16 protein-coding genes and 1 tRNA gene are annotated in these 17,202 nt (G+C 64.9%); 6 read left to right on the top strand and 11 right to left on the bottom strand.

Translation table 11 applies throughout. The features are described from left to right. Positions 1-145 precede the first annotated feature (145 nt). Both I6F20_RS03465 and I6F20_RS03460 read left to right on the top strand, forming a co-directional pair. Positions 146-238 (top strand) — tRNA-Ser (locus I6F20_RS03465). A gap of 529 nt (positions 239-767) precedes the next feature. Then, the gene (locus I6F20_RS03460; RefSeq protein ID WP_225125103.1) at positions 768-2,789 is read left to right on the top strand and encodes an O-linked N-acetylglucosamine transferase, SPINDLY family protein; all 2,022 of its coding nucleotides are present in this window, start codon (positions 768-770) and stop codon (positions 2,787-2,789) included. A gap of 60 nt (positions 2,790-2,849) precedes the next feature. Here the strand turns inward: I6F20_RS03460 and I6F20_RS03455 are convergent, their stop codons facing one another. The 8 genes from I6F20_RS03455 to I6F20_RS03420 form a co-directional block, all read right to left on the bottom strand. Beyond that, on the bottom strand, positions 2,850-3,116 hold the full coding sequence (locus tag I6F20_RS03455; protein WP_225125101.1) for a hypothetical protein: 267 nt from the start codon (positions 3,114-3,116) through the stop codon (positions 2,850-2,852). A 1,570-nt stretch (positions 3,117-4,686) separates the two neighbouring features. Continuing rightward, positions 4,687-6,165 carry an Asp-tRNA(Asn)/Glu-tRNA(Gln) amidotransferase subunit GatB gene (gene gatB, locus I6F20_RS03450; RefSeq protein ID WP_128265294.1) on the bottom strand — a complete coding sequence of 493 codons (1,479 nt, stop codon included), beginning with the start codon at positions 6,163-6,165 and terminating at the stop codon, positions 4,687-4,689. After that, complete coding sequence (locus tag I6F20_RS03445; protein ID WP_085969262.1) at positions 6,162-6,464, bottom strand: hypothetical protein; 303 nt, start codon at positions 6,462-6,464, stop codon at positions 6,162-6,164. The genes gatB and I6F20_RS03445 overlap by 4 nt, the downstream gene beginning before the upstream one ends. Then, a complete protein-coding gene (gene gatA, locus I6F20_RS03440; protein ID WP_036025529.1) occupies positions 6,455-7,930 on the bottom strand; it encodes an Asp-tRNA(Asn)/Glu-tRNA(Gln) amidotransferase subunit GatA in 1,476 nt (491 codons plus the stop codon). Before gatA ends, I6F20_RS03445 begins: the two co-directional genes overlap by 10 nt. After that, positions 7,927-8,139, bottom strand: a complete 213-nt coding sequence (locus I6F20_RS03435) for a hypothetical protein (protein ID WP_027547180.1) — start codon at positions 8,137-8,139, stop codon at positions 7,927-7,929. Before I6F20_RS03435 ends, gatA begins: the two co-directional genes overlap by 4 nt. Positions 8,140-8,152: 13 nt before the next feature. Further along, entirely contained in the window at positions 8,153-8,440 is a 288-nt protein-coding gene (gene gatC, locus I6F20_RS03430) for an Asp-tRNA(Asn)/Glu-tRNA(Gln) amidotransferase subunit GatC (RefSeq protein ID WP_025036738.1), read from the bottom strand. 76 nt (positions 8,441-8,516) lie between these two features. Further along, the gene (locus I6F20_RS03425) at positions 8,517-9,593 is read right to left on the bottom strand and encodes an NAD(P)H-dependent flavin oxidoreductase (RefSeq protein ID WP_225125099.1); all 1,077 of its coding nucleotides are present in this window, start codon (positions 9,591-9,593) and stop codon (positions 8,517-8,519) included. Positions 9,594-9,711: 118 nt separating this feature from the next. Next, positions 9,712-10,755, bottom strand: a complete 1,044-nt coding sequence (locus tag I6F20_RS03420) for an NAD(P)H-dependent flavin oxidoreductase (RefSeq protein WP_225125098.1) — start codon at positions 10,753-10,755, stop codon at positions 9,712-9,714. A 99-nt stretch (positions 10,756-10,854) separates the two neighbouring features. Here I6F20_RS03420 and I6F20_RS03415 point away from each other — a divergent pair, with 99 nt between their 5' ends. Together I6F20_RS03415 and I6F20_RS03410 are read left to right on the top strand one after the other, a co-directional pair. Next, the gene (locus I6F20_RS03415) at positions 10,855-11,745 is read left to right on the top strand and encodes a LysR family transcriptional regulator (protein ID WP_036025534.1); all 891 of its coding nucleotides are present in this window, start codon (positions 10,855-10,857) and stop codon (positions 11,743-11,745) included. Between the two features lie 201 nt (positions 11,746-11,946). Next, positions 11,947-12,882, top strand: a complete 936-nt coding sequence (locus I6F20_RS03410; protein ID WP_036015077.1) for a cyclase family protein — start codon at positions 11,947-11,949, stop codon at positions 12,880-12,882. Positions 12,883-12,940: 58 nt separating this feature from the next. On the opposite strand, the gene I6F20_RS03405 is transcribed toward I6F20_RS03410, so the two are convergent. Further along, positions 12,941-13,156 carry a hypothetical protein gene (locus tag I6F20_RS03405; RefSeq protein WP_225125097.1) on the bottom strand — a complete coding sequence of 72 codons (216 nt, stop codon included), beginning with the start codon at positions 13,154-13,156 and terminating at the stop codon, positions 12,941-12,943. 47 nt (positions 13,157-13,203) lie between these two features. On the opposite strand from I6F20_RS03405, the gene ruvX reads away from it, so the two are divergent. Together ruvX and I6F20_RS03395 are read left to right on the top strand one after the other, a co-directional pair. Next, a complete protein-coding gene (gene ruvX / locus I6F20_RS03400) occupies positions 13,204-13,695 on the top strand; it encodes a Holliday junction resolvase RuvX (RefSeq protein ID WP_036025537.1) in 492 nt (163 codons plus the stop codon). A gap of 3 nt (positions 13,696-13,698) precedes the next feature. Further along, the gene (locus I6F20_RS03395; RefSeq protein ID WP_225125096.1) at positions 13,699-14,622 is read left to right on the top strand and encodes an AEC family transporter; all 924 of its coding nucleotides are present in this window, start codon (positions 13,699-13,701) and stop codon (positions 14,620-14,622) included. A 129-nt stretch (positions 14,623-14,751) separates the two neighbouring features. Here I6F20_RS03395 and I6F20_RS03390 read toward each other — a convergent pair whose 3' ends face one another. Both I6F20_RS03390 and I6F20_RS03385 read right to left on the bottom strand, forming a co-directional pair. Then, on the bottom strand, positions 14,752-15,516 hold the full coding sequence (locus I6F20_RS03390; RefSeq protein WP_109143514.1) for a CPBP family intramembrane glutamic endopeptidase: 765 nt from the start codon (positions 15,514-15,516) through the stop codon (positions 14,752-14,754). Positions 15,517-15,539: 23 nt separating this feature from the next. After that, entirely contained in the window at positions 15,540-17,183 is a 1,644-nt protein-coding gene (locus tag I6F20_RS03385; protein ID WP_225125095.1) for an acyl-CoA dehydrogenase family protein, read from the bottom strand. Between the last annotated feature and the right edge of the window lie 19 nt (positions 17,184-17,202).

Genomic DNA, 17,202 nt, shown 5'->3' with positions numbered 1-17,202 from the left:
CCTTTGAATTTCCTCGAAAATTCAGCGCCACGCCCTGATCCGAGCGCAAACCCGTCTCGTTTCGCAAATCACTGGGAATATTCGAGCGAAAACACGCGCTTCCAAATTGACCAGCCCGAGCAAATAGATGCATAAGGCTCGCACCGGAGAGGTGGCCGAGTGGCTGAAGGCAACGCTTTGCTAAAGCGTCATACGGTCTCAAGCTGTATCGAGGGTTCGAATCCCTCCCTCTCCGCCACCCCAGAATCCCGGAAGCAGAATCAAGGTCGCTGCGCGCGTCCAGCGGAAGGCGATGGGCGACGCCGGTACGAAAGTTCCGCACAAGGATGAGGGCGGCGAGCCCGCGCGATTCGCGCGCTCCTTATATATGTGAGCCCCCACCTAAATGCCGGATCGCCAGACCCGCCAATGCGAGGGCGCTATCAGCACGGCCTCATCGGCCCAAACATTGAACCAGATGCCGCCCTTACGCCGGCATGGAAAGGACCATGGCACAATACCTGTTTTGTGCAGACGCCCGAGTTCCAGGTCGCACTCGTCGGGAGCGATCTGAATCGGCAGCCATCGTCCATTCGTAGCCTGGTTGCTCATGCCGTCGGATTCTAGGCGACGCCATGAAGAAGAAACTTGCTCCAGCGCAAGCGCGTCCGCCCCTGCGAATGAGCGCAGGCGGCGCGGCCGTTGTTCTCGCCGGCAAAGGTGACTAGAGTTTTTGCACCATTTCGCCCGAGCACAGACCCCCCTACGTCGGGTCGAGAACCCATTGCATGTCGCAACAAGGCCGCAACAAGGGAGCCTCGGCCCCCTCCTCACTCCATCCGTCAGCTATTCTGGACCAGGCCATTGCGGCGCACCGTTCGGGCAATCTGTCGGAAGCGGAACGGGCCTACACGACCATTCTGAAGGGAAGCAGAACGCATGCCGTCGCGCTCCATATGCTGGGGCTGTTGCACGCCCAGCGCGGCCATTTTGCGGATGCCGAGCCTTTGCTGAAGAAGGCTGCACGCGTCGACCCCGGCAATCCCGACGTTCTTTTCAACTATGCCAACGTGCTGCGCGCGCTGGACAAGCCGGACGATGCGCTCGTCTGGCTTGCGAAAGTAATCGCCCTGGCTCCGAACTTCGCGGACGCGCATCTCAATCGCGGAGCGATCCTCATTGCACGGCAGCAGCTTCGCGACGCCATAGCCGAGTTTGATCGCGCCATTGCGATCGCACCGTCGAGCGCCGCGTTCGCCAACCGAGGCAGCGCGTTGCAGCAGCTTGGTCGACTCGAGGAAGCGCGTGACAGCTACGCCCGCGCCATCGAGCTTGCACCGGCCGACCCACAGAACCATTTCGCGTTGTCTGAGGTTCTTGGCCAGCTGGGGCGAGACGACGAAGCGATCGTGGCTCTGGAACGAACGGTCGCACTTGATAAGACGTTCCCGTTTGCGCTGAGCAACCTCGTTGCTTGCAAGCGGAAGCGCGCGGACTGGAGCAGCTTCGAACGTGAACAGGCCACCATGGAAGACGCTGCCGAGGCAGGCGTGCCGGTCGACCCCTTCACCTTCTTTCATGTCTCCTCATCGCCTGCACGCCAATTGACCTGCGCGAAGGCCTATGTCGCCAAGGTGACCCCCGACGGGGGTGCCGCCAGGCCCGGAACGCCGAGACCGGCGTCCCGGCTCCGGGTCGCGTACATGTCGGCCGATTTTCGCAGTCATGCCACCGCGTATTTGATGGCCGGAATCTTCGAGGCGCACGACCGCGAGCGCTTCGACGTCACCGCCATCTCCTACGGGCCCGACGACGACAGCCAGATGCGCAACCGCCTGAGGGCCGCATTCGAACGTTTTGAAGATGTCAGCGATCTTACCGACGAGGACGTCGTCAAGCTGATCGGCCAGCTCGAGATCGAGGTTCTCGTCGATCTCGGCGGCTTCACCGCCGGTGCACGGCCGAAAATCATTGCGCGCCGGCCGGCTCCTATCCAGGTCAGCTATCTCGGCTTTCCCGGCACGATGGGCGCCCCCTATTTCGACTATCTCATGGCCGACCGGATCGTCATCCCCGAAGCAGAGCAGACTTATTACGCCGAGAAGGTGATCTATCTTCCCAATAGCTACCAGGCGACCGACGCGAAGCGACCGCTCCCGTCAAATCCACCGAGCCGGAGCCAGCTCGGACTGGCGGACGATGCGTTCGTCTACTGCGCGTTCAACAGAAGCCCCAAGATCACGCCCCCGCTGTTCGGCGTCTGGATGCGGCTGCTCGACAAGACCCCCGGAAGCGTCCTTTGGCTGCTAGATGGTGACCCGGTCGCCACGGAGAATCTCAAGCGCGAAGCCGTTGCGCGGGGGATTGTCGCCGAGAGAATCGTGTTCGCTCCGCGCGTCCCTGCTGAGGAGCATTTGGCGCGCCACCAGGTCGCCGATCTGTTCCTGGACACATTGCCCTACAACGCCCACACCGGGGCCAGCGACGCCCTCTGGGCCGGCTTGCCGGTCCTGACGTGCCTTGGGACCACTTTTGCCGGACGCGTTGCAGCCAGTCTCCTGAACGCCGTAGGCCTTCCCGAGCTGGTGACGCGATCGCTGGAGGAATATGAGGCTTTGGCACTTCGAATCGCGCACGATTCCGAACTTCGCGTCGCGCTCAGGAGCAAGCTGGCGGCGCGCCGGACCACTTGGCCGCTTTTCGATACTGTCCGCATGACGCGGGATATCGAAAAGGCATTCGACGAAATCTGGCGCAGGCATTGCGCCGGCGAAGCGCCGGCCTCGTTTGCCGTGCAAACCTCGACCTGAGGCCGCCCCGGCGCGATGGTGCCGCGCGGTCAAGGTCCGGTTCCCAAGCGGAGTGACCGCTCAGTGCGCACAGACCCAGGCTCTCGCCTCACGCTGCGCGGCGGAGATCTCGACATCCGACATCTGCCCGGCGACTTCCTGGCGCAGCGCTACGGCGTCCTTGCGGCCCTTCAGCGCGGCGAGATTGAACCATTTGTGCGCGGCGACGAGATCGACGATGCCGGAGCGGCCGCTCGCCCAATAGATCCCGCGCTCGAACAGCACGTCCGACAGCGCGCTCGCATCGACCGGCGTCGCCGCCTCCAGATCGAAAGTACCCTGAAACATCACGCATCCCCTTTGTTCTTATGCCGCCTCGTCCCCCGAGCGCGGCTCCCGTCCAACCTCTGACGTGCATGACCCGTCCCGGGATCGTGCACTGTTCAACTCTTCCCCATCGCCGTTTGCCGGCTTGTTGGAGGCGATGATGGCGGGCAAATTTGAATGGCAGTTTAAGCATCGCGATGAAGCAGAGGTAAACGCGGGCGCGCGCCTCCTCTGCCGAGGATTCAAGAAGCCCTTGATTCGCAGGCGCCTCTGTCATTCGTCAGATTCGGTTTACCCTGGGATTTCAGGACATCAATAACCATCGCGCGCAGTGGCGCAGGTCATGTGACTGCTTTCCTTCAACTGGCGTCACCGGCGCCCCGCTGCGCCAAGGCTTCCGCGGCATGCGGTCTTGGGCCGCCGAAGCGGCGAAGGTGGCAAGCGGGTGACCCAGTATTCCAGCGGCCGCAATCGTTCCACGACAAGCCGCGCGTGCTGGATCGGCCCGTCGGAGCCGGGCGGCGACACCGCCGGGCGAAACGGCGCGCGATCACGCCACGGGCCGCCTTGCCTCTCCAAGCCAAGCGATCAAGCCGGCATGACAGAAGCGCGCTCGGACGCGACGCGGTCAAATCAACGATGTGAGGGAGAGGAATGCCGGCAATGCCCCGGCTTCAAGGGAACGAGGGCGTCGGCGAACACGTCAGGACCAGATTCCACTTTGGCCCGAAGGCCTTTCGTGAAATTGCGGAGCCCGTTTGAGGAGAACCGCACCGAACGAAGAAAACTCGTTTCTTCTGCCGGACCGCGAAAGAGAACGGTCCGACCGTTGACCTGATGTCTCGCCGACACCCTCTATCGTCGACCAGAACCTCTAGGAGGCGCTGATGACGTGCCGGCTATCTGGAGCCGGCAACTTCAGAAGCGAAGTTACTTCTTCTTCTTCGCGACCTTGCGGGTCTTCTTCGCAGTCTTCTTCACTGCGCTCTTCGCCTTCTTCGCCTTCTTCGCTTTCTTGGCCATGTTGCCCTCCGATGTGTGAGATGGCTTTAATCGCTGCGTGCACTCGGGGATCGAATGCACTTCATCCCGAATACACCAACACGAAGAAAAAAACAGCTTCTCGCTTAAAGAAGTGTTGACGCAGCAAGGCGCCTGCGCTTGGCGGGCGCGACGCAGGCGCTTCGTACGACGTGCACTTGCGATCATGCAGAGCGCTCGCATCGCCGACGTTCGCGAACGATGCGATTGCACGAAAACACTATGCAGCAAGTATTTTTTCGCACGCGCGTATCGCGCGCGACCAACGCAGCGATGCGCATCGACAATCGTGCGGTCGCCTCGCAAAGGCGTTTCGCGGACTCTGAGTCGCGATTTTTGGCAACGAAAATATTTTCATGCTTAACGGCGCGGGCGCTCGCCGGAGCGCGTTCAAGCCGCCGTTTCGGGCGAATCGCGCGGCGGCGATTCGGCCGCCGCATCGCCGTCGATCAGGATGAAGTTTGCCGTCGAGGATGCGCGCGAGCGTCGCAGCGAGAACCAAAAGCGAGGTGACGAAACGCGTCCGTCACCTCGTTCGAATGCGTCAGGCTTAGACGCCGAGCTTGGACTTGAGCAGGTCGTTGACGCTCTGCGGGTTGGCCTTGCCGCCGGATGCCTTCATGACCTGGCCGACGAACCAGCCGAGCGATTGCGGCTTGTCCTTCACCTGCGCCGCCTTGTCGGGATTGGCCGCGATGATGTCGTCGACCACCTTTTCGATCGCAGAGAGATCCGTGACCTGCTTCATGCCACGGCTTTCGACCAGCGCGCGGGGATCGCCACCCTCCTGCCAGACGATTTCGAACAGATCCTTGGCGATCTTGCCCGAGATCGTACCCTCGCCGATCAGGTCGATGATCGCAGCCAGTTGCCCGGCATTGACGGGCGAGGCCGTAATATCCCGGCCTTCTTTGTTGAGACGGCCGAACAGCTCGTTGATCACCCAGTTCGCCGCCATCTTGCCGTCGCGGGCGCGGTTGGCGAGCTTGTCGAGCACCGTCTCGTAGAACAGCGCGCTCTCGCGCTCGGCGACCAGCACGCTCGCATCATAGGCCGAGAGGCCGAAATCGGCGACGAAGCGCGCCTTCTTCTGGTCCGGCAGCTCCGGCAGCTTCGCCTTCAGCGCGTCGACGAAGTCCTGGCTGAACTCCAGCGGCAACAGGTCGGGGTCGGGGAAGTAGCGATAGTCGTGCGCCTCCTCCTTCGACCGCATCGAGCGCGTCTCACCCTTGTTGGGATCGAACCGGCGCGTCTCCTGCTCGATCTCGCCCCCGTCCTCCAGGATCTCAATCTGGCGCCGCGCTTCATACTCGATCGCCTGGCCGATGAAGGCGATCGAGTTCATGTTCTTGATCTCGCAGCGGGTGCCGAGCGGCGCGCCGGGCCTGCGCACGGAGACGTTGACGTCGGCGCGCAGGGATCCCTTCTCCATGTCACCGTCGCAGGTGCCGAGGTAGCGCATGATCGAGCGCAGCTTGGTCACATAGGCCTTGGCCTGCTCGGCGTCGCGGATATCAGGCTTCGAGACGATCTCCATCAGCGCCACGCCAGAGCGGTTGAAATCGATGTAGGACAGCGAAGGCGACCGGTCGTGCAGCATCTTGCCGGGATCCTGCTCCAGATGCAGCCGCTCGATACCAATGGTGGCCGTCTTGCCGCCGTCGAGATCGATGATCACCTCACCCTCGCCCACGATGGGCGATTTGTACTGGCTGATCTGGTAGCCCTGCGGCAGGTCCGGATAGAAATAGTTTTTGCGGTCGAACACCGAGCGCAGGTTGATCTGCGCGTTGAGGCCGAGCCCGGTCCGGACAGCCTGTCTGACGCATTCCTCGTTGATGACCGGCAGCATGCCCGGCATCGCGACGTCGACCAGCGAGACGTGGCTGTTCGGCTCGCCGCCGAAAGCGGTAGACGCGCCCGAGAACAGTTTGGCGTTCGAGGTCACCTGGGCATGGATCTCCATGCCGATGACCATCTCCCAGTCACCCGTTGAGCCCTTGAGAAGCTTGTGCGTGGCCGTGCTCATGTCCTGCTCCCGAGCAGCGTGGCAGCGATCCGCTCCCACTCCGCTTCCAATGAATCCTTTGCCGCCGGCTGGCCGGCCTGGCGGTACCAATAGCCGGCATTGCCGAGATCGCCTTCGACGCGGTGCAAATAGGCATGCACCCAGGCGGCCTCGCGGCTGCTCTCGTCCTGAACGATCGTGTGCGCGCGGTCCCAGTCGCCCTTCGCCGCCCACCACAGGCCGGCGAGCGGCGCGTTCAGGTCCGGCGCGGGCGCCGCGCCACTGATGCTCGCGATGAAATCGGCGACATTCACCACCACCTCGCGGGCGTGAAGCGGCCGGCGGCCTGCTCGATCACCTCGCCGAGCGAGAACAGCGTCTCCTCATCGAACGGACGGCCGATCAATTGCAGCCCGAGCGGCAGGCCCTGCACGTCCTTGCCGGCGGGCACCGCGATGCCGGGCAGGCCCGCCATGTTCACGGTCACCGTGAAGATGTCGTTGAGATACATCTCGACCGGGTCGGCGCCGCCCTTCTCGCCGATGCCGAAGGCCGCCGACGGCGTCGCCGGGGTGAGGATGGCGTCGACGCCTTTGGCGAAGCAGTCCTCAAAATCCTTCTTGATCAGCGTGCGCACCTTCTGCGCGCGCAGGTAATAGGCATCGTAATAGCCGGCCGAGAGCACGTAAGTGCCGATCATGACGCGGCGGCGCACCTCGGCGCCAAATCCCTCCGCACGGGTGTTCTCGTAGAGCTCGATGATGTTCTTACCCTGCTCGCGCAGGCCGTAGCGCACGCCGTCATAGCGCGCCAGGTTGGACGAGGCCTCTGCCGGCGCCACGATGTAATAGGCCGGCAGCGCGTATTTGGTGTGCGGCAGCGACACCTCGACCAGCTCGGCACCGGCCGCCTTCAGCCACGCCGCGCCCTCACTCCACAGTTTCTCGATCTCGGCCGGCATGCCGTCGAGGCGATACTCCCGGGGGATGCCGATCTTCATGCCCTTCACGGACTTGCCGATCGCCGCCTCGTAGTCCGGCACGGGGATATCGACCGACGTCGTGTCCTTGGGATCGTGGCCGGCCATCGAGCGCAGCAGCATCGCGGCATCGCGTACGCTGCGCGCGATAGGGCCCGCCTGGTCGAGCGAGGAGGCAAAGGCGACGATGCCCCAACGCGAGCAGCGGCCATAGGTCGGCTTGATGCCGACGGTCGCGGTGAACGCGGCCGGCTGGCGGATCGAGCCGCCGGTATCAGTCGCGGTCGCGCCCATGCAGAGCAGCGCCGCCACGGCCGAGGCCGAGCCGCCGGACGAGCCGCCCGGCACCAGCGTGGTGTTGCTGCCCTCGCGCCGCCAGGGATTGCCGACGGGGCCGAAGCACGAGGTCTCGTTCGCCGAGCCCATCGCGAACTCGTCATTGTTGAGCTTGCCGAGCATCACCGCGCCGTCGCGCCAGAGCTGCGAGGTGACGGTGGACTCGTAGGTCGGCACGAAATTGCCGAGGATCTTCGAGCACGCCGTGGTGCGCACGCCCCTGGTCGCGAACAGGTCCTTGATGCCGAGCGGGATGCCGGCGAGCGGGCCCGCATCGCCCTTGGCGATCTTGCTGTCCGCCTCGCGCGCCATGGCGCGCGCCTGGTCCGGCGTCTCTATCACGAAGGCGTTGAGCACGCGCGCTTTCTCGATCGCGGAAAGATGCGCATCGGTCAGCTCGAGCGACGTGAAATTTTTTGCCGCGAGGCCCTTGCGGGCCTCGGCGAGCGTCAGCGATGTCAAATCGGTCATTTATTGATCGGGCTGCAGAAGAACGGAGACAGGGTCTTGTCGTTGGCCGGGTCGTCCTTTTTGGCGGCGGCTTTCGCCGCCGCCTCGATCTCGTCGAGCACGGCATTGACGGCGACATTGGGGTCGGCAGCCTTGCCCTGCCGCTCCATCTTGTCGAGGTAGTTCATGTAGGCCTGATAGGCCTTCTCATCGTCGCAAAGCAGGCACATCGGACCTAACCTGTTATTCAACGACCTTCGGCACCAGGAAGAAGTGACCTTCGGTCGCGGGCGCGTTGGCAACGATATCGTCGGCGATCCCGCCGTCGTCGACCACGTCCTGCCGCTTCTTCATCTGCATCGGGGTGACCGAGGTCATCGGCTCCACGCCCTCGACATTGACCTCCGAGAGCTGCTCGACGAAAGCGAGCATGGCGTTGAGCTCGCCCTGCAGATGCGGAACCTCGTCCTCGGAAACCGCAATGCGCGCCAGATGCGCGATGCGGCGGACGGTAGCGGCGTCGACGGACATTATATAAGGCCTCTTACGGCAAAACCTATGTGCCGTATAGCAGAGGCCGGTTTTGCGCCGCAACCGGCGCTTCCCCCTATCCGGCGAGGGTCTTCATGCGCCCCAGCGCCGATTTGGCGAGATCCCGGGTCAATTCGGCGGCGGGAAGCTCGCGGCCCAGCGCAACGGCCTGCCCTGCCCAGAGATTGGTGAAATCCACCCTGCCCTGCTTTTCGGCAGCCGCTTTCAGCGGCCCCAGCGCCGTCGCGGCGTGGGGAAACGGCGGCGCATCCGGCGAGATCGGACCGGCCTCGCGCATCAGCCGGTTCTGCACCCCGCGCGCAGGCCGGCCGGTCATGACATTGGTGATGACGGTGGAATCGTCCCGCGCCTCGGCCAGCGCCTTGCGGCCGCCCGCGCTGAGCTTGGATTCCGGGCAGCGCAGATAGGCGCTGCCGATCTGCACGCCGGCGGCACCGAGCGCGAAGGCCGCGGCAATGCCGCGTCCGTCGGCGATGCCGCCCGCCGCGATCACCGGCACCTTCACGGCATCGACGACCTGCGGCACCAGCGCGAAGGTGCCGGGCTGCTCGGCGATCTTGTCGGTCAGGAACATGCCGCGATGGCCGCCCGCCTCGGCACCTTGCGCAATCACGGCATCGACGCCGTGTTCTTCCAGCCAGACCGCCTCCTTCACCGTCGTCGCGGACGAGATGACGAGGCAACCCGCCGCCTTGACGCGCCGCAGCAGCGCTTGCTCCGGCAGGCCGAAATGGAAGCTGACGACCTCCGGCTTCAGCTCCTCGACCACTTCGCAGAACGCTGCATCGAACGGCGCGCGGTTCGCAGCCGCGATCGGCGCGGAGGGATCGAGACTGTGCTCGGAATAGTACCCCGCGAGCCGCTGCTTCCACCGCGCCTCGGCTTCGCGCGTCAACTCGACCGGCGTGTGGCAGAAGAAGTTCATGTTGACCGGCGCCTTGACGCGCTGGCGGATGAGACCAACCTGCTCGCGCGCCTTCTCCGGCGAGATCATCGCACACGGCAGCGACCCCAGCGCCCCGCCCTGCGCAGCCGCAATCACCAGGTCCGCATCCATCACGCCAGCCATCGGCGCCAGCACGATCGGAAATTCGGTCTTGAAAAGATCGATCAGTCGACGGTCAGGCCACATGATGCTTGCCTCGCATTCGCTCTTCCCTCTCCCCTTGTGGGAGAGGGTGGATCGCCGCGATAGCGGCGAGACGGGTGAGGGGTTTGCATCCGCGGAAGCAGACCTCTCAGATTTGACTTCACTCTCCGCGGAAAGAACCCCTCATCCGGCGCTGCGCGCCACCTTCTCCCACAAGGGGAGAAGGAAGAACACCTCTCGCTGAATTCCGGCGTCCTGCCAGCAACTGCTCCGCCTCCGCCGCAATCCGCTCGACGATCTCCGCCGCCGGTGGGATATCATGAATCAACCCAACCGCCTCGCCGGCGATCACGGCCGCGACATCGAAATTGCCCGCCGCCCTTGCTGCCGCATACTCGGAAGCGACTGCGGCAACATTCTGCATCAGCTCGACCTCGCGGCCGATCCAGCGCTTGGCATGATCGTTGACCAGGCACCGCCCGGTAAACGGCGCCGGCCAGACATTGTTGCGGGAGAGATCGAAGAGGATGCCGCGCACGGTCGAACCGGAGTTCGCCGCGCAGATGCGGCGCTTGGCCTCCTCCGCACCGTCGGCCTCCTGGCTGGCATAGAAGCGCGTGCCGAGCAGCACGCCGCTCGCGCCCAGCATCATCATGGCCGCGAGGCCGCGCCCATCCGCGATGCCGCCAGCCGCTACCACTGGAACGCGCCCCGCGACGAGATCGACGATGGCGGGCACGAGATCGACAGTGGTGCGCGAAGCGCCATGACCGCCCGCCTCCGTGCCTTGCGCAATCAGGATGTCAGCACCGGCATCGAGCGCCTGCCGCGCCATCGCTTCGTCCTGCACCTGGCAAATCAGGCGCGCGCCGGCGGACTTGATCTTGGGCGCGAACGGCGCGGGATCGCCGAACGACAACATGATCGCAACTGGTTTTGCAGCGAGCGCGACATCGAGAAGCTCGGGCCGCTTGGCGAGGCTCCAGGTGATGAAGCCGATCCCGAACGGTGCACTGAGGTCGGCGAGCTTCGCCGTCTCCTGCTCCAGCCAGATCCGTTCGCCATAGCCGCCGCCAAGAATGCCGAACCCGCCGGCGCGGCTCACCGCCGCGACCAGGCGGCTGCCGGCAATGACATCCATCGGCGCCAGCAGGATCGGATGCTCGATCCCCAGCAGCGTGGTCAGCGACGTCGTCATCGGCATACGGCTCCTCCCCGATCTGGACAGCGAGACTAGGCGCGACTAGCATTCTCGAAAATTGAATTGTTGCGAACGCTGCCATCTCAAAAGCAAAACGACACCATGGAACTCAGCGATATCAAGACCTTCGCCGCGGTCGCCCGCACCGGCGGCATCACCCGCGCCGCCGAGGAGCTCAACACCGTGCAGTCGAACGTCACCCAGCGCGTGAAGGCGCTGGAGGCGGAGATCGGCACGCCGCTGTTCGAGCGGCACTCGCGCGGCATGACGCTGACCGGTGCCGGCAAGCGCCTCCTCCCCTATGCGCAAAAGATGGCGGCGCTGTCGCGCGAAGCCTTGCTCGCCGCGCGCGACGATGGCGAGCCGAAAGGACCGCTCGCGATCGGCTCGATGGAGACCACGGCAGCCGTGCGATTGCCGCCGCTGCTCGCCGATTTCCACCGCCGCTTCCCGGCCGTGCGTCTTTCCTTGCGCACCGCGCCGACCGCCGACCTCGTCGCCCTCGTGCTCGACGGCACGCTTGACGGCGCCTTCGTCGCTGGACCCATCACGCATGACGACCTCACCGCGACGAGCGCGTTCCGCGAAGAGCTGGTGCTGGTCAGCGCGCGCCGCTGGGCCTCGCTCGCCGAGCTGCGCGCCGGCACGCCGGAGTCGGGTCCGACCGCGCTGGTGTTCCGCACCGGCTGCACCTATCGCCAGCGGCTCGAACAGATCTTCGTCGAATTCGGCTGGCCATCGGCGGCGCGCTTCGAGCTCGGCACGCTCGACGGCATGATCGGCTGCGTCGCCGCCGACATGGGCGTGACCCTGCTGCCGCGCGCCGTCGTGGAACGCAGCGCGATGAACGGCGCCGTCGCCGTCCACACGCTGAGCCCGTCACATGCACGTGTCGAAACACTCTTCATCCAGCGCCGCGCCGGACATCAATACAGCGCGCTGAGCGGTTTTGCCGATTGCCTGAAGAAGGACGAGGACGTCATCGCGGCATGACGGAGCGCCAACGTTCCACGCCACGAAATTCGTCACAAATCCATCGCGTTTGAATCGATCCGCGCTGCGTGCTGCCATCGCAGCGCAGCACTTCGAAAAGCTTTGAAGCCCGCGCTTCTTCTACGTTAGGATAAGTGACTGGCCAGCGCGAAACCATAAACGAAGCCAAAACATCGGCAGAAAACATCGGGAGGACTATTGATGCGCAATACGCTCGTGTTGTGCTGCGTCGCCGCGTTGTCGGCGATTTCAGGAACTTCAAGCGCACAGGACTGGACCAAATCGAAATGGGGGCCGAACGACGAGATCGGCGCCGCCAACTACATGACGCCCGAGCTCGTGGTGAAGGCGGCATCGCTGGTGAAGACCGGCAAGACCTACGCCCTCGGCATCCCCGTCACGCCGCAGACGCCCGCCTACCCGCCGCGCACCTTCAAGCTCACCATTGTGCAGCCCGGACAGGCCGGCACCCCGGGTCTCGGTCCGAACAAGGCCACTTACAACGACGACATCCTCGACAGCTGGGTCGGCATCGGCAGCCAGCTCGACGGGCTCGGCCATCTCGGCGTCGAGCACGTCTACTACAACGGCAACAAGCTGGCCGATTTCGCCGATCCCAATGGCTTGAAGAAGCTCGGCATCGAGAAGGTGCCGCCGATGGTCGCCCGCGGCGTGCTGCTCGACATGGCCGCCTATTTCAAGACCGACGTGGTGAAGGAAGGCACCGCCTTCAACGTCAAGGAGATCGAGGAAGCCGCCAAGCAGCAGAACGTCGAGATCCGCCAGGGCGATGTCGTCATCTTCCACACCGGCTGGCTCAGCCTGATCGGCAAGGACGACAAGCGCTACTCGGCCGGCGAGCCCGGCCTCGGCGTCGAAGGCGCGAAGTACCTCGCCGGCAAGGGCGTCGTCGCGGTCGGCGCCGACACCTGGGGGCTCGAGGTGTTGCCGTTCGAAGGCAAGACCGTGTTCGAGGTCCACCAGATTCTGCTCGCGATGAACGGGACCTATATCCTCGAGAACATGGACACCGCCGCGCTCGCCCGGGACAAGGGCTACGAATTCCTGTTCGTGCTGGGCCAGCCGCGCTGGACCGGCGCCGTGCAGGCCATGATCAACCCGATCGCGATCCGCTGAGCTGAAAACCGGGCGAGGAGCCGCTTGCCGCGCGGCAGGCCCCTCGCCCACCCCTCCGTCACCGCGGCCTCACCTGCCACCGCCGCAATGCCACGATGGCCCAGATCGCCTCGACCAGGCCGAGCGGCCAGGCGCCTTGCAGGAAGCCATAGGCCGACCCCAGCGCGCAGGACGCCGCGAACAGCAGCACGAACCAGTGGCTGCGATCCTCCAGGGCATAGCAGACCAGCATCGCCGTCACGGCAAACAGGCCGAATAGTGTCAGTGCATCCATGGTTATCAGTTCACCCCGCAGCGCGACGCATGATATGCGCTAAAGCCATGCCGGCTCCTATCCTGCCTCTCATCGATGCTGCAACCCACTGGCCCGCGCGCGGCGCGCTGGTCGGACTCGATTTGGGCACCAAGACCATCGGTGTTGCCGTATCCGACCCGGACCGGCGGCTGGCGACCGGAGTCGAGACGATCCAGCGCAAGCAGTTCAAGCAGGATGCCGCCAGGCTGCTGGCCATCGCCACCGAGCGCAAGGTGGTCGGCTTCGTGCTGGGCCTGCCCATCAACATGGACGGCAGCGAAGGGCCGCGCGCGCAATCGACCCGCGCCTTCGCGCGCAATCTGGCCGGATTGACCGCGCTGCCCATCGGTCTCTGGGACGAACGTCTTTCGACCGCGGCGGTCGAGCGCGAGCTGATTGGCATGGACGTCAGCCGCGCCAAGCGGGCCGAGGTGATCGACGAGCACGCCGCGATCTTCATCCTGCAAGGCGCACTCGATCGCCTTGCCAATCTTCGCACGAGCCCGGGACCGGACTGATCCATGGCCGTCGTCATCGCGGCGCTGCTGCCGGTCTTCATCCTGATCGTGCTCGGCATCGTGCTGAAGCGCAGCCTGATGCGACTCGACACGCAATGGCACGGGTTGGAGCAGCTGACCTATTTCGTGTTGTTTCCGATGCTGCTGATCCAGACCCTGGTAAAAGCCGACCTCTCCAAGGTGCCGGTCGCCGGCGTCGGCGGCGCGCTGCTGCTGTCAGCACTGGCGATGTCGCTGTTGTGCCTCGCGCTGCGCCCCGCCCTGTCGCGGCTCGGCATCGACGGCCCCGCCTTCACCTCGATCTTCCAGGGGGCGACGCGCTGGCAGACCTTCGTTGCGCTGTCGATCGCCGCCAATCTGTTCGGCGATGTCGGGCTGGCGCTCGCCTCCGTTGCGATGGTGGCGATCATCCCGCTCGTCAACGTGTTCAGCGTGTCGGTGCTCGCTCGTTACGCATCGCCGGAAAAGCAATCCGGCCGCGCCATCTTCATGACGTTGGTGCGCAATCCCTTGATCTGGGCCTGCGTCATCGGCCTTACTGTCAATGTCACCCACGTGCCGTTGCCAAGGCTCTGGCATGAGGTTGCAGACGCGCTCGGCAGTTCCTCCCTCGCCATCGGCCTGCTCGTCACAGGCGCGGGATTGCATCTCGAAGGGCTCTTCCGTCCAAGCCTCGGCGCAGCTGTCGGCGTCGTGTTCAAGCTCTTGCTGATGCCCGCGCTCGCGATGGGGCTCGGTCTCTGGTTCGGGCTTTCCGGCAACAGCCTGGCGATCGTGGCGATCTGTTCGGCTGTGCCGACATCGTCCAGCGCCTATGTCCTCGCCCGCCAGATGGGCGGCGACGCCCCGCTGCTGGCGCAGATCATCACGCTGCAGACGATCTTTGCAGCCATTACAATGCCGATCGCGATCGGGCTGGCGGCCTAGCACTCGTCAATTCGAGCGCACCTCTCTGACCTCGTCATTGCGAGGAGCTCTTGCGACGAAGCAATCCAGACTGCCGCGGCGGAGAGATTCTGGATTGCTTCGCTGCGCTCGCAATGACGAAGTTGCGGCCTAGCTCCCCAGCCACATCGTCAGCACCACCGCGGTGAGATTGTTCAGCGCGTGCAGCACGATGGTGAGCCACAGCGAGCCGGAGCGGTAGCGCATGTAGCCGAACCACAGGCCGATGGCAAAGACTTCGGCGAGGAAGTACATGTCGTACTGCAGATGGACGATTGTCCACACCAGCGACGACATCAGGATCGCGCCGGGTGCGCGCAGGAAGCTCGCCGACCAGCCACGATAGAGGAAGCCTCGCGCCAGAACCTCTTCCGACATCGGCGCCGCCACCGCGAATGCGGCCAGCAGCAGCAGCGCGGCGCCCTTGTCGCGGCCCGTTTTCAACAGATCGGTCATGAAGCCCGGCGTCGCCTCGCGGCCGAGGGCGCGCGACATCGTCTCCCAGAGCAGCACGATCAGGATGAGGCCGACGGCGCCGAACAGCAGCTGCTTCCAGGACGGCCAATGCAGCGCGAGATAATCGATGAACGAAGCTTTCTTGATGCGAATGGCGAGCCAGACCGCGGCCAGTGTCGCCGGCAAGCCCATGATGACCGAGAGCGCAAGCGTCTGGGGCTCGCGGCCGACGACCTGCAGCGAAGCGAGGTCCATGGGTAGACCACGCTGCGCCGCCAGCAGAAGGACGGCGCCGATCTGCCCGACGAACATCGCAACGAAGATGAAGAGGCCCCACACCGCCGTGCCCCAGAACTTCCAGACACGCGGCGCCGCCGGCGTCGCGGTCAGCGTCGGATGATCGGGATTGAGGGAGTCCATCAGCTGGCTTTCGTTTTGGAGATTCACGGCAGCGCCCGCTCCAGCAGCGCGCGCACGGCGGCGCTGTCGAGCTCGACCGCGCCGTACATACCGGCATGGTTCGTCGCGAGGCGGGTCGCGGCAAACAATTCGGCCTGGCGCGGCGACACGCCATTGAGCGCGGCCGTCGCGGCCAGCAATGCCAGCTTCTCGACCGCAAGCCGCGCGACGCGCTCGCCGTCGGCGCGCCGAAACGTCTTGCCGATGAAGCTGGCCGCCTCGCCCGCCCCCGGCAGCCCCTTGGTCTCGGCCGCCAGCGCTTGCAGCACCGCCGTCGCCGCCTCGCCCTCGCGCGAGAGCGCGCGGAGCACGTCGAGGCACATCACGTTGCCCGAGCCCTCCCAGATCGCGTTGACCGGCGACTCCCGATAGTGGCGCGCCAGAATGCCGTCCTCGACATAACCGTTGCCGCCGAGGCACTCCATCGCCTCAAACAGGAACGGCGGCGCGCTCTTGCAGGTCCAGTATTTGATCGCGGGCGTGAGCAGCCGCATATAGGCCGCCTCCGCCGCATCGTGCGGCGTGCGGTCGAAGGCGCGGCAGAGCCGCATCACCAGCGCCGTGCTCGCCTCCACATGCAGCGCCATGTCCGACAGCACGGCCTGCATCAGGGGCTGATCGGCCAGATGCTTCTGGAACACGCTGCGATGCCGGGCGTGGTGCAGCGCATGCGCAAGCCCCGAGCGCATCAGGCCGACGGAGGCGATCGCGCAATCCTGGCGCGTCAGCTGCACCATCTGGATGATGGTACGGATGCCCTTGCCCTCCTCGCCGACCCTTTCGGCATAGGCGCCCGTGAATTCGACCTCGGATGAGGCATTGGAGCGGTTGCCGAGCTTGTCCTTCAGCCGCTGGAACTGAATGGCGTTGACCGATCCGTCCGGCGCGAAGCGCGGCATGAAGAAGCAGGTCAGCCCGCCTTCGGCCTGCGCCAGCACCAGGAACGCATCGCACATCGGCGCCGACATGAACCATTTGTGGCCGGTGATGCGATAGCCGTCCCCGTCGCGCACCGCACGCGTCATGTTAGCGCGCACGTCGGTGCCGCCCTGCTTCTCGGTCATGCCCATGCCGAGCGTCATGCCGCGTTTCTGCCACCACGGCGCAAAGCTCGGATCGTAGCTCTTGGTCGACAACACCGGCATCACGCGCGCGAGCAACTCAGGCTGCATCGCCAGCGCACCGACGGAGGCGCGCGTCATCGTGATCGGGCAAAGGTGGCCGGTCTCGACTTGCGCAGCCATGTAGAACTTTGCGGCACGAATGACCTCAGTGGCATCGCCCGCAGGTTTTCCGTCCGCCATCCACGTCGAATTGTGCACGCCGGCATGCGCACTGTGCGCCATCAGCTCGTGATAGGCGGGATGAAACTCGACCTGGTCGCGGCGATTGCCCTTGGCATCAAAGCTGCGCAGCTTCGGCGTGTTCTCGTTCGCGAGGCGCCCGCGATCGGCCATCGCCGCCGAGCCCCAATGCCGACCGAACTCGGAGAGCTCACGCTCCGCCGCCGCGCCGCCATTGGCCCTGACCGCCCCGACCAGCGGTCGGTCCACGGCGAAAAGATCGACGTCCTCGAACGGCGGCGACTGGTTGAAGACCTCGTGGGTCGCAAATGTGGGCTGGGTCATTTTGCGTCCTCGGCGCGGA

Origin of the sequence: Bradyrhizobium sp. IC3123 (genome assembly GCF_020193625.1) — a bacterium.
GTDB classification, from domain to species: domain Bacteria; phylum Pseudomonadota; class Alphaproteobacteria; order Rhizobiales; family Xanthobacteraceae; genus Bradyrhizobium; species Bradyrhizobium yuanmingense.
This window is presented reverse-complemented; position numbering and strand designations above follow the sequence as displayed.

Excerpts from the sequence above, each read along its gene's own strand:
- I6F20_RS03460 (WP_225125103.1), top strand. The coding sequence starts at position 768 with ATGTCGCAACAAGGCCGCAACAAGGGAGCCTCGGCCCCCTCCTCACTC.
- I6F20_RS03455 (WP_225125101.1), bottom strand. The coding sequence starts at position 3,116 with ATGTTTCAGGGTACTTTCGATCTGGAGGCGGCGACGCCGGTCGATGCG.
- gatB (WP_128265294.1), bottom strand. The coding sequence starts at position 6,165 with ATGAGCACGGCCACGCACAAGCTTCTCAAGGGCTCAACGGGTGACTGG.
- gatA (WP_036025529.1), bottom strand. The coding sequence starts at position 7,930 with ATGACCGATTTGACATCGCTGACGCTCGCCGAGGCCCGCAAGGGCCTC.
- I6F20_RS03435 (WP_027547180.1), bottom strand. The coding sequence starts at position 8,139 with ATGTGCCTGCTTTGCGACGATGAGAAGGCCTATCAGGCCTACATGAAC.
- gatC (WP_025036738.1), bottom strand. The coding sequence starts at position 8,440 with ATGTCCGTCGACGCCGCTACCGTCCGCCGCATCGCGCATCTGGCGCGC.
- I6F20_RS03425 (WP_225125099.1), bottom strand. The coding sequence starts at position 9,593 with ATGTGGCCTGACCGTCGACTGATCGATCTTTTCAAGACCGAATTTCCG.
- I6F20_RS03420 (WP_225125098.1), bottom strand. The coding sequence starts at position 10,755 with ATGCCGATGACGACGTCGCTGACCACGCTGCTGGGGATCGAGCATCCG.
- I6F20_RS03415 (WP_036025534.1), top strand. The coding sequence starts at position 10,855 with ATGGAACTCAGCGATATCAAGACCTTCGCCGCGGTCGCCCGCACCGGC.
- I6F20_RS03410 (WP_036015077.1), top strand. The coding sequence starts at position 11,947 with ATGCGCAATACGCTCGTGTTGTGCTGCGTCGCCGCGTTGTCGGCGATT.
- I6F20_RS03405 (WP_225125097.1), bottom strand. The coding sequence starts at position 13,156 with ATGGATGCACTGACACTATTCGGCCTGTTTGCCGTGACGGCGATGCTG.
- ruvX (WP_036025537.1), top strand. The coding sequence starts at position 13,204 with ATGCCGGCTCCTATCCTGCCTCTCATCGATGCTGCAACCCACTGGCCC.
- I6F20_RS03395 (WP_225125096.1), top strand. The coding sequence starts at position 13,699 with ATGGCCGTCGTCATCGCGGCGCTGCTGCCGGTCTTCATCCTGATCGTG.
- I6F20_RS03390 (WP_109143514.1), bottom strand. The coding sequence starts at position 15,516 with ATGGACTCCCTCAATCCCGATCATCCGACGCTGACCGCGACGCCGGCG.
- I6F20_RS03385 (WP_225125095.1), bottom strand. The coding sequence starts at position 17,183 with ATGACCCAGCCCACATTTGCGACCCACGAGGTCTTCAACCAGTCGCCG.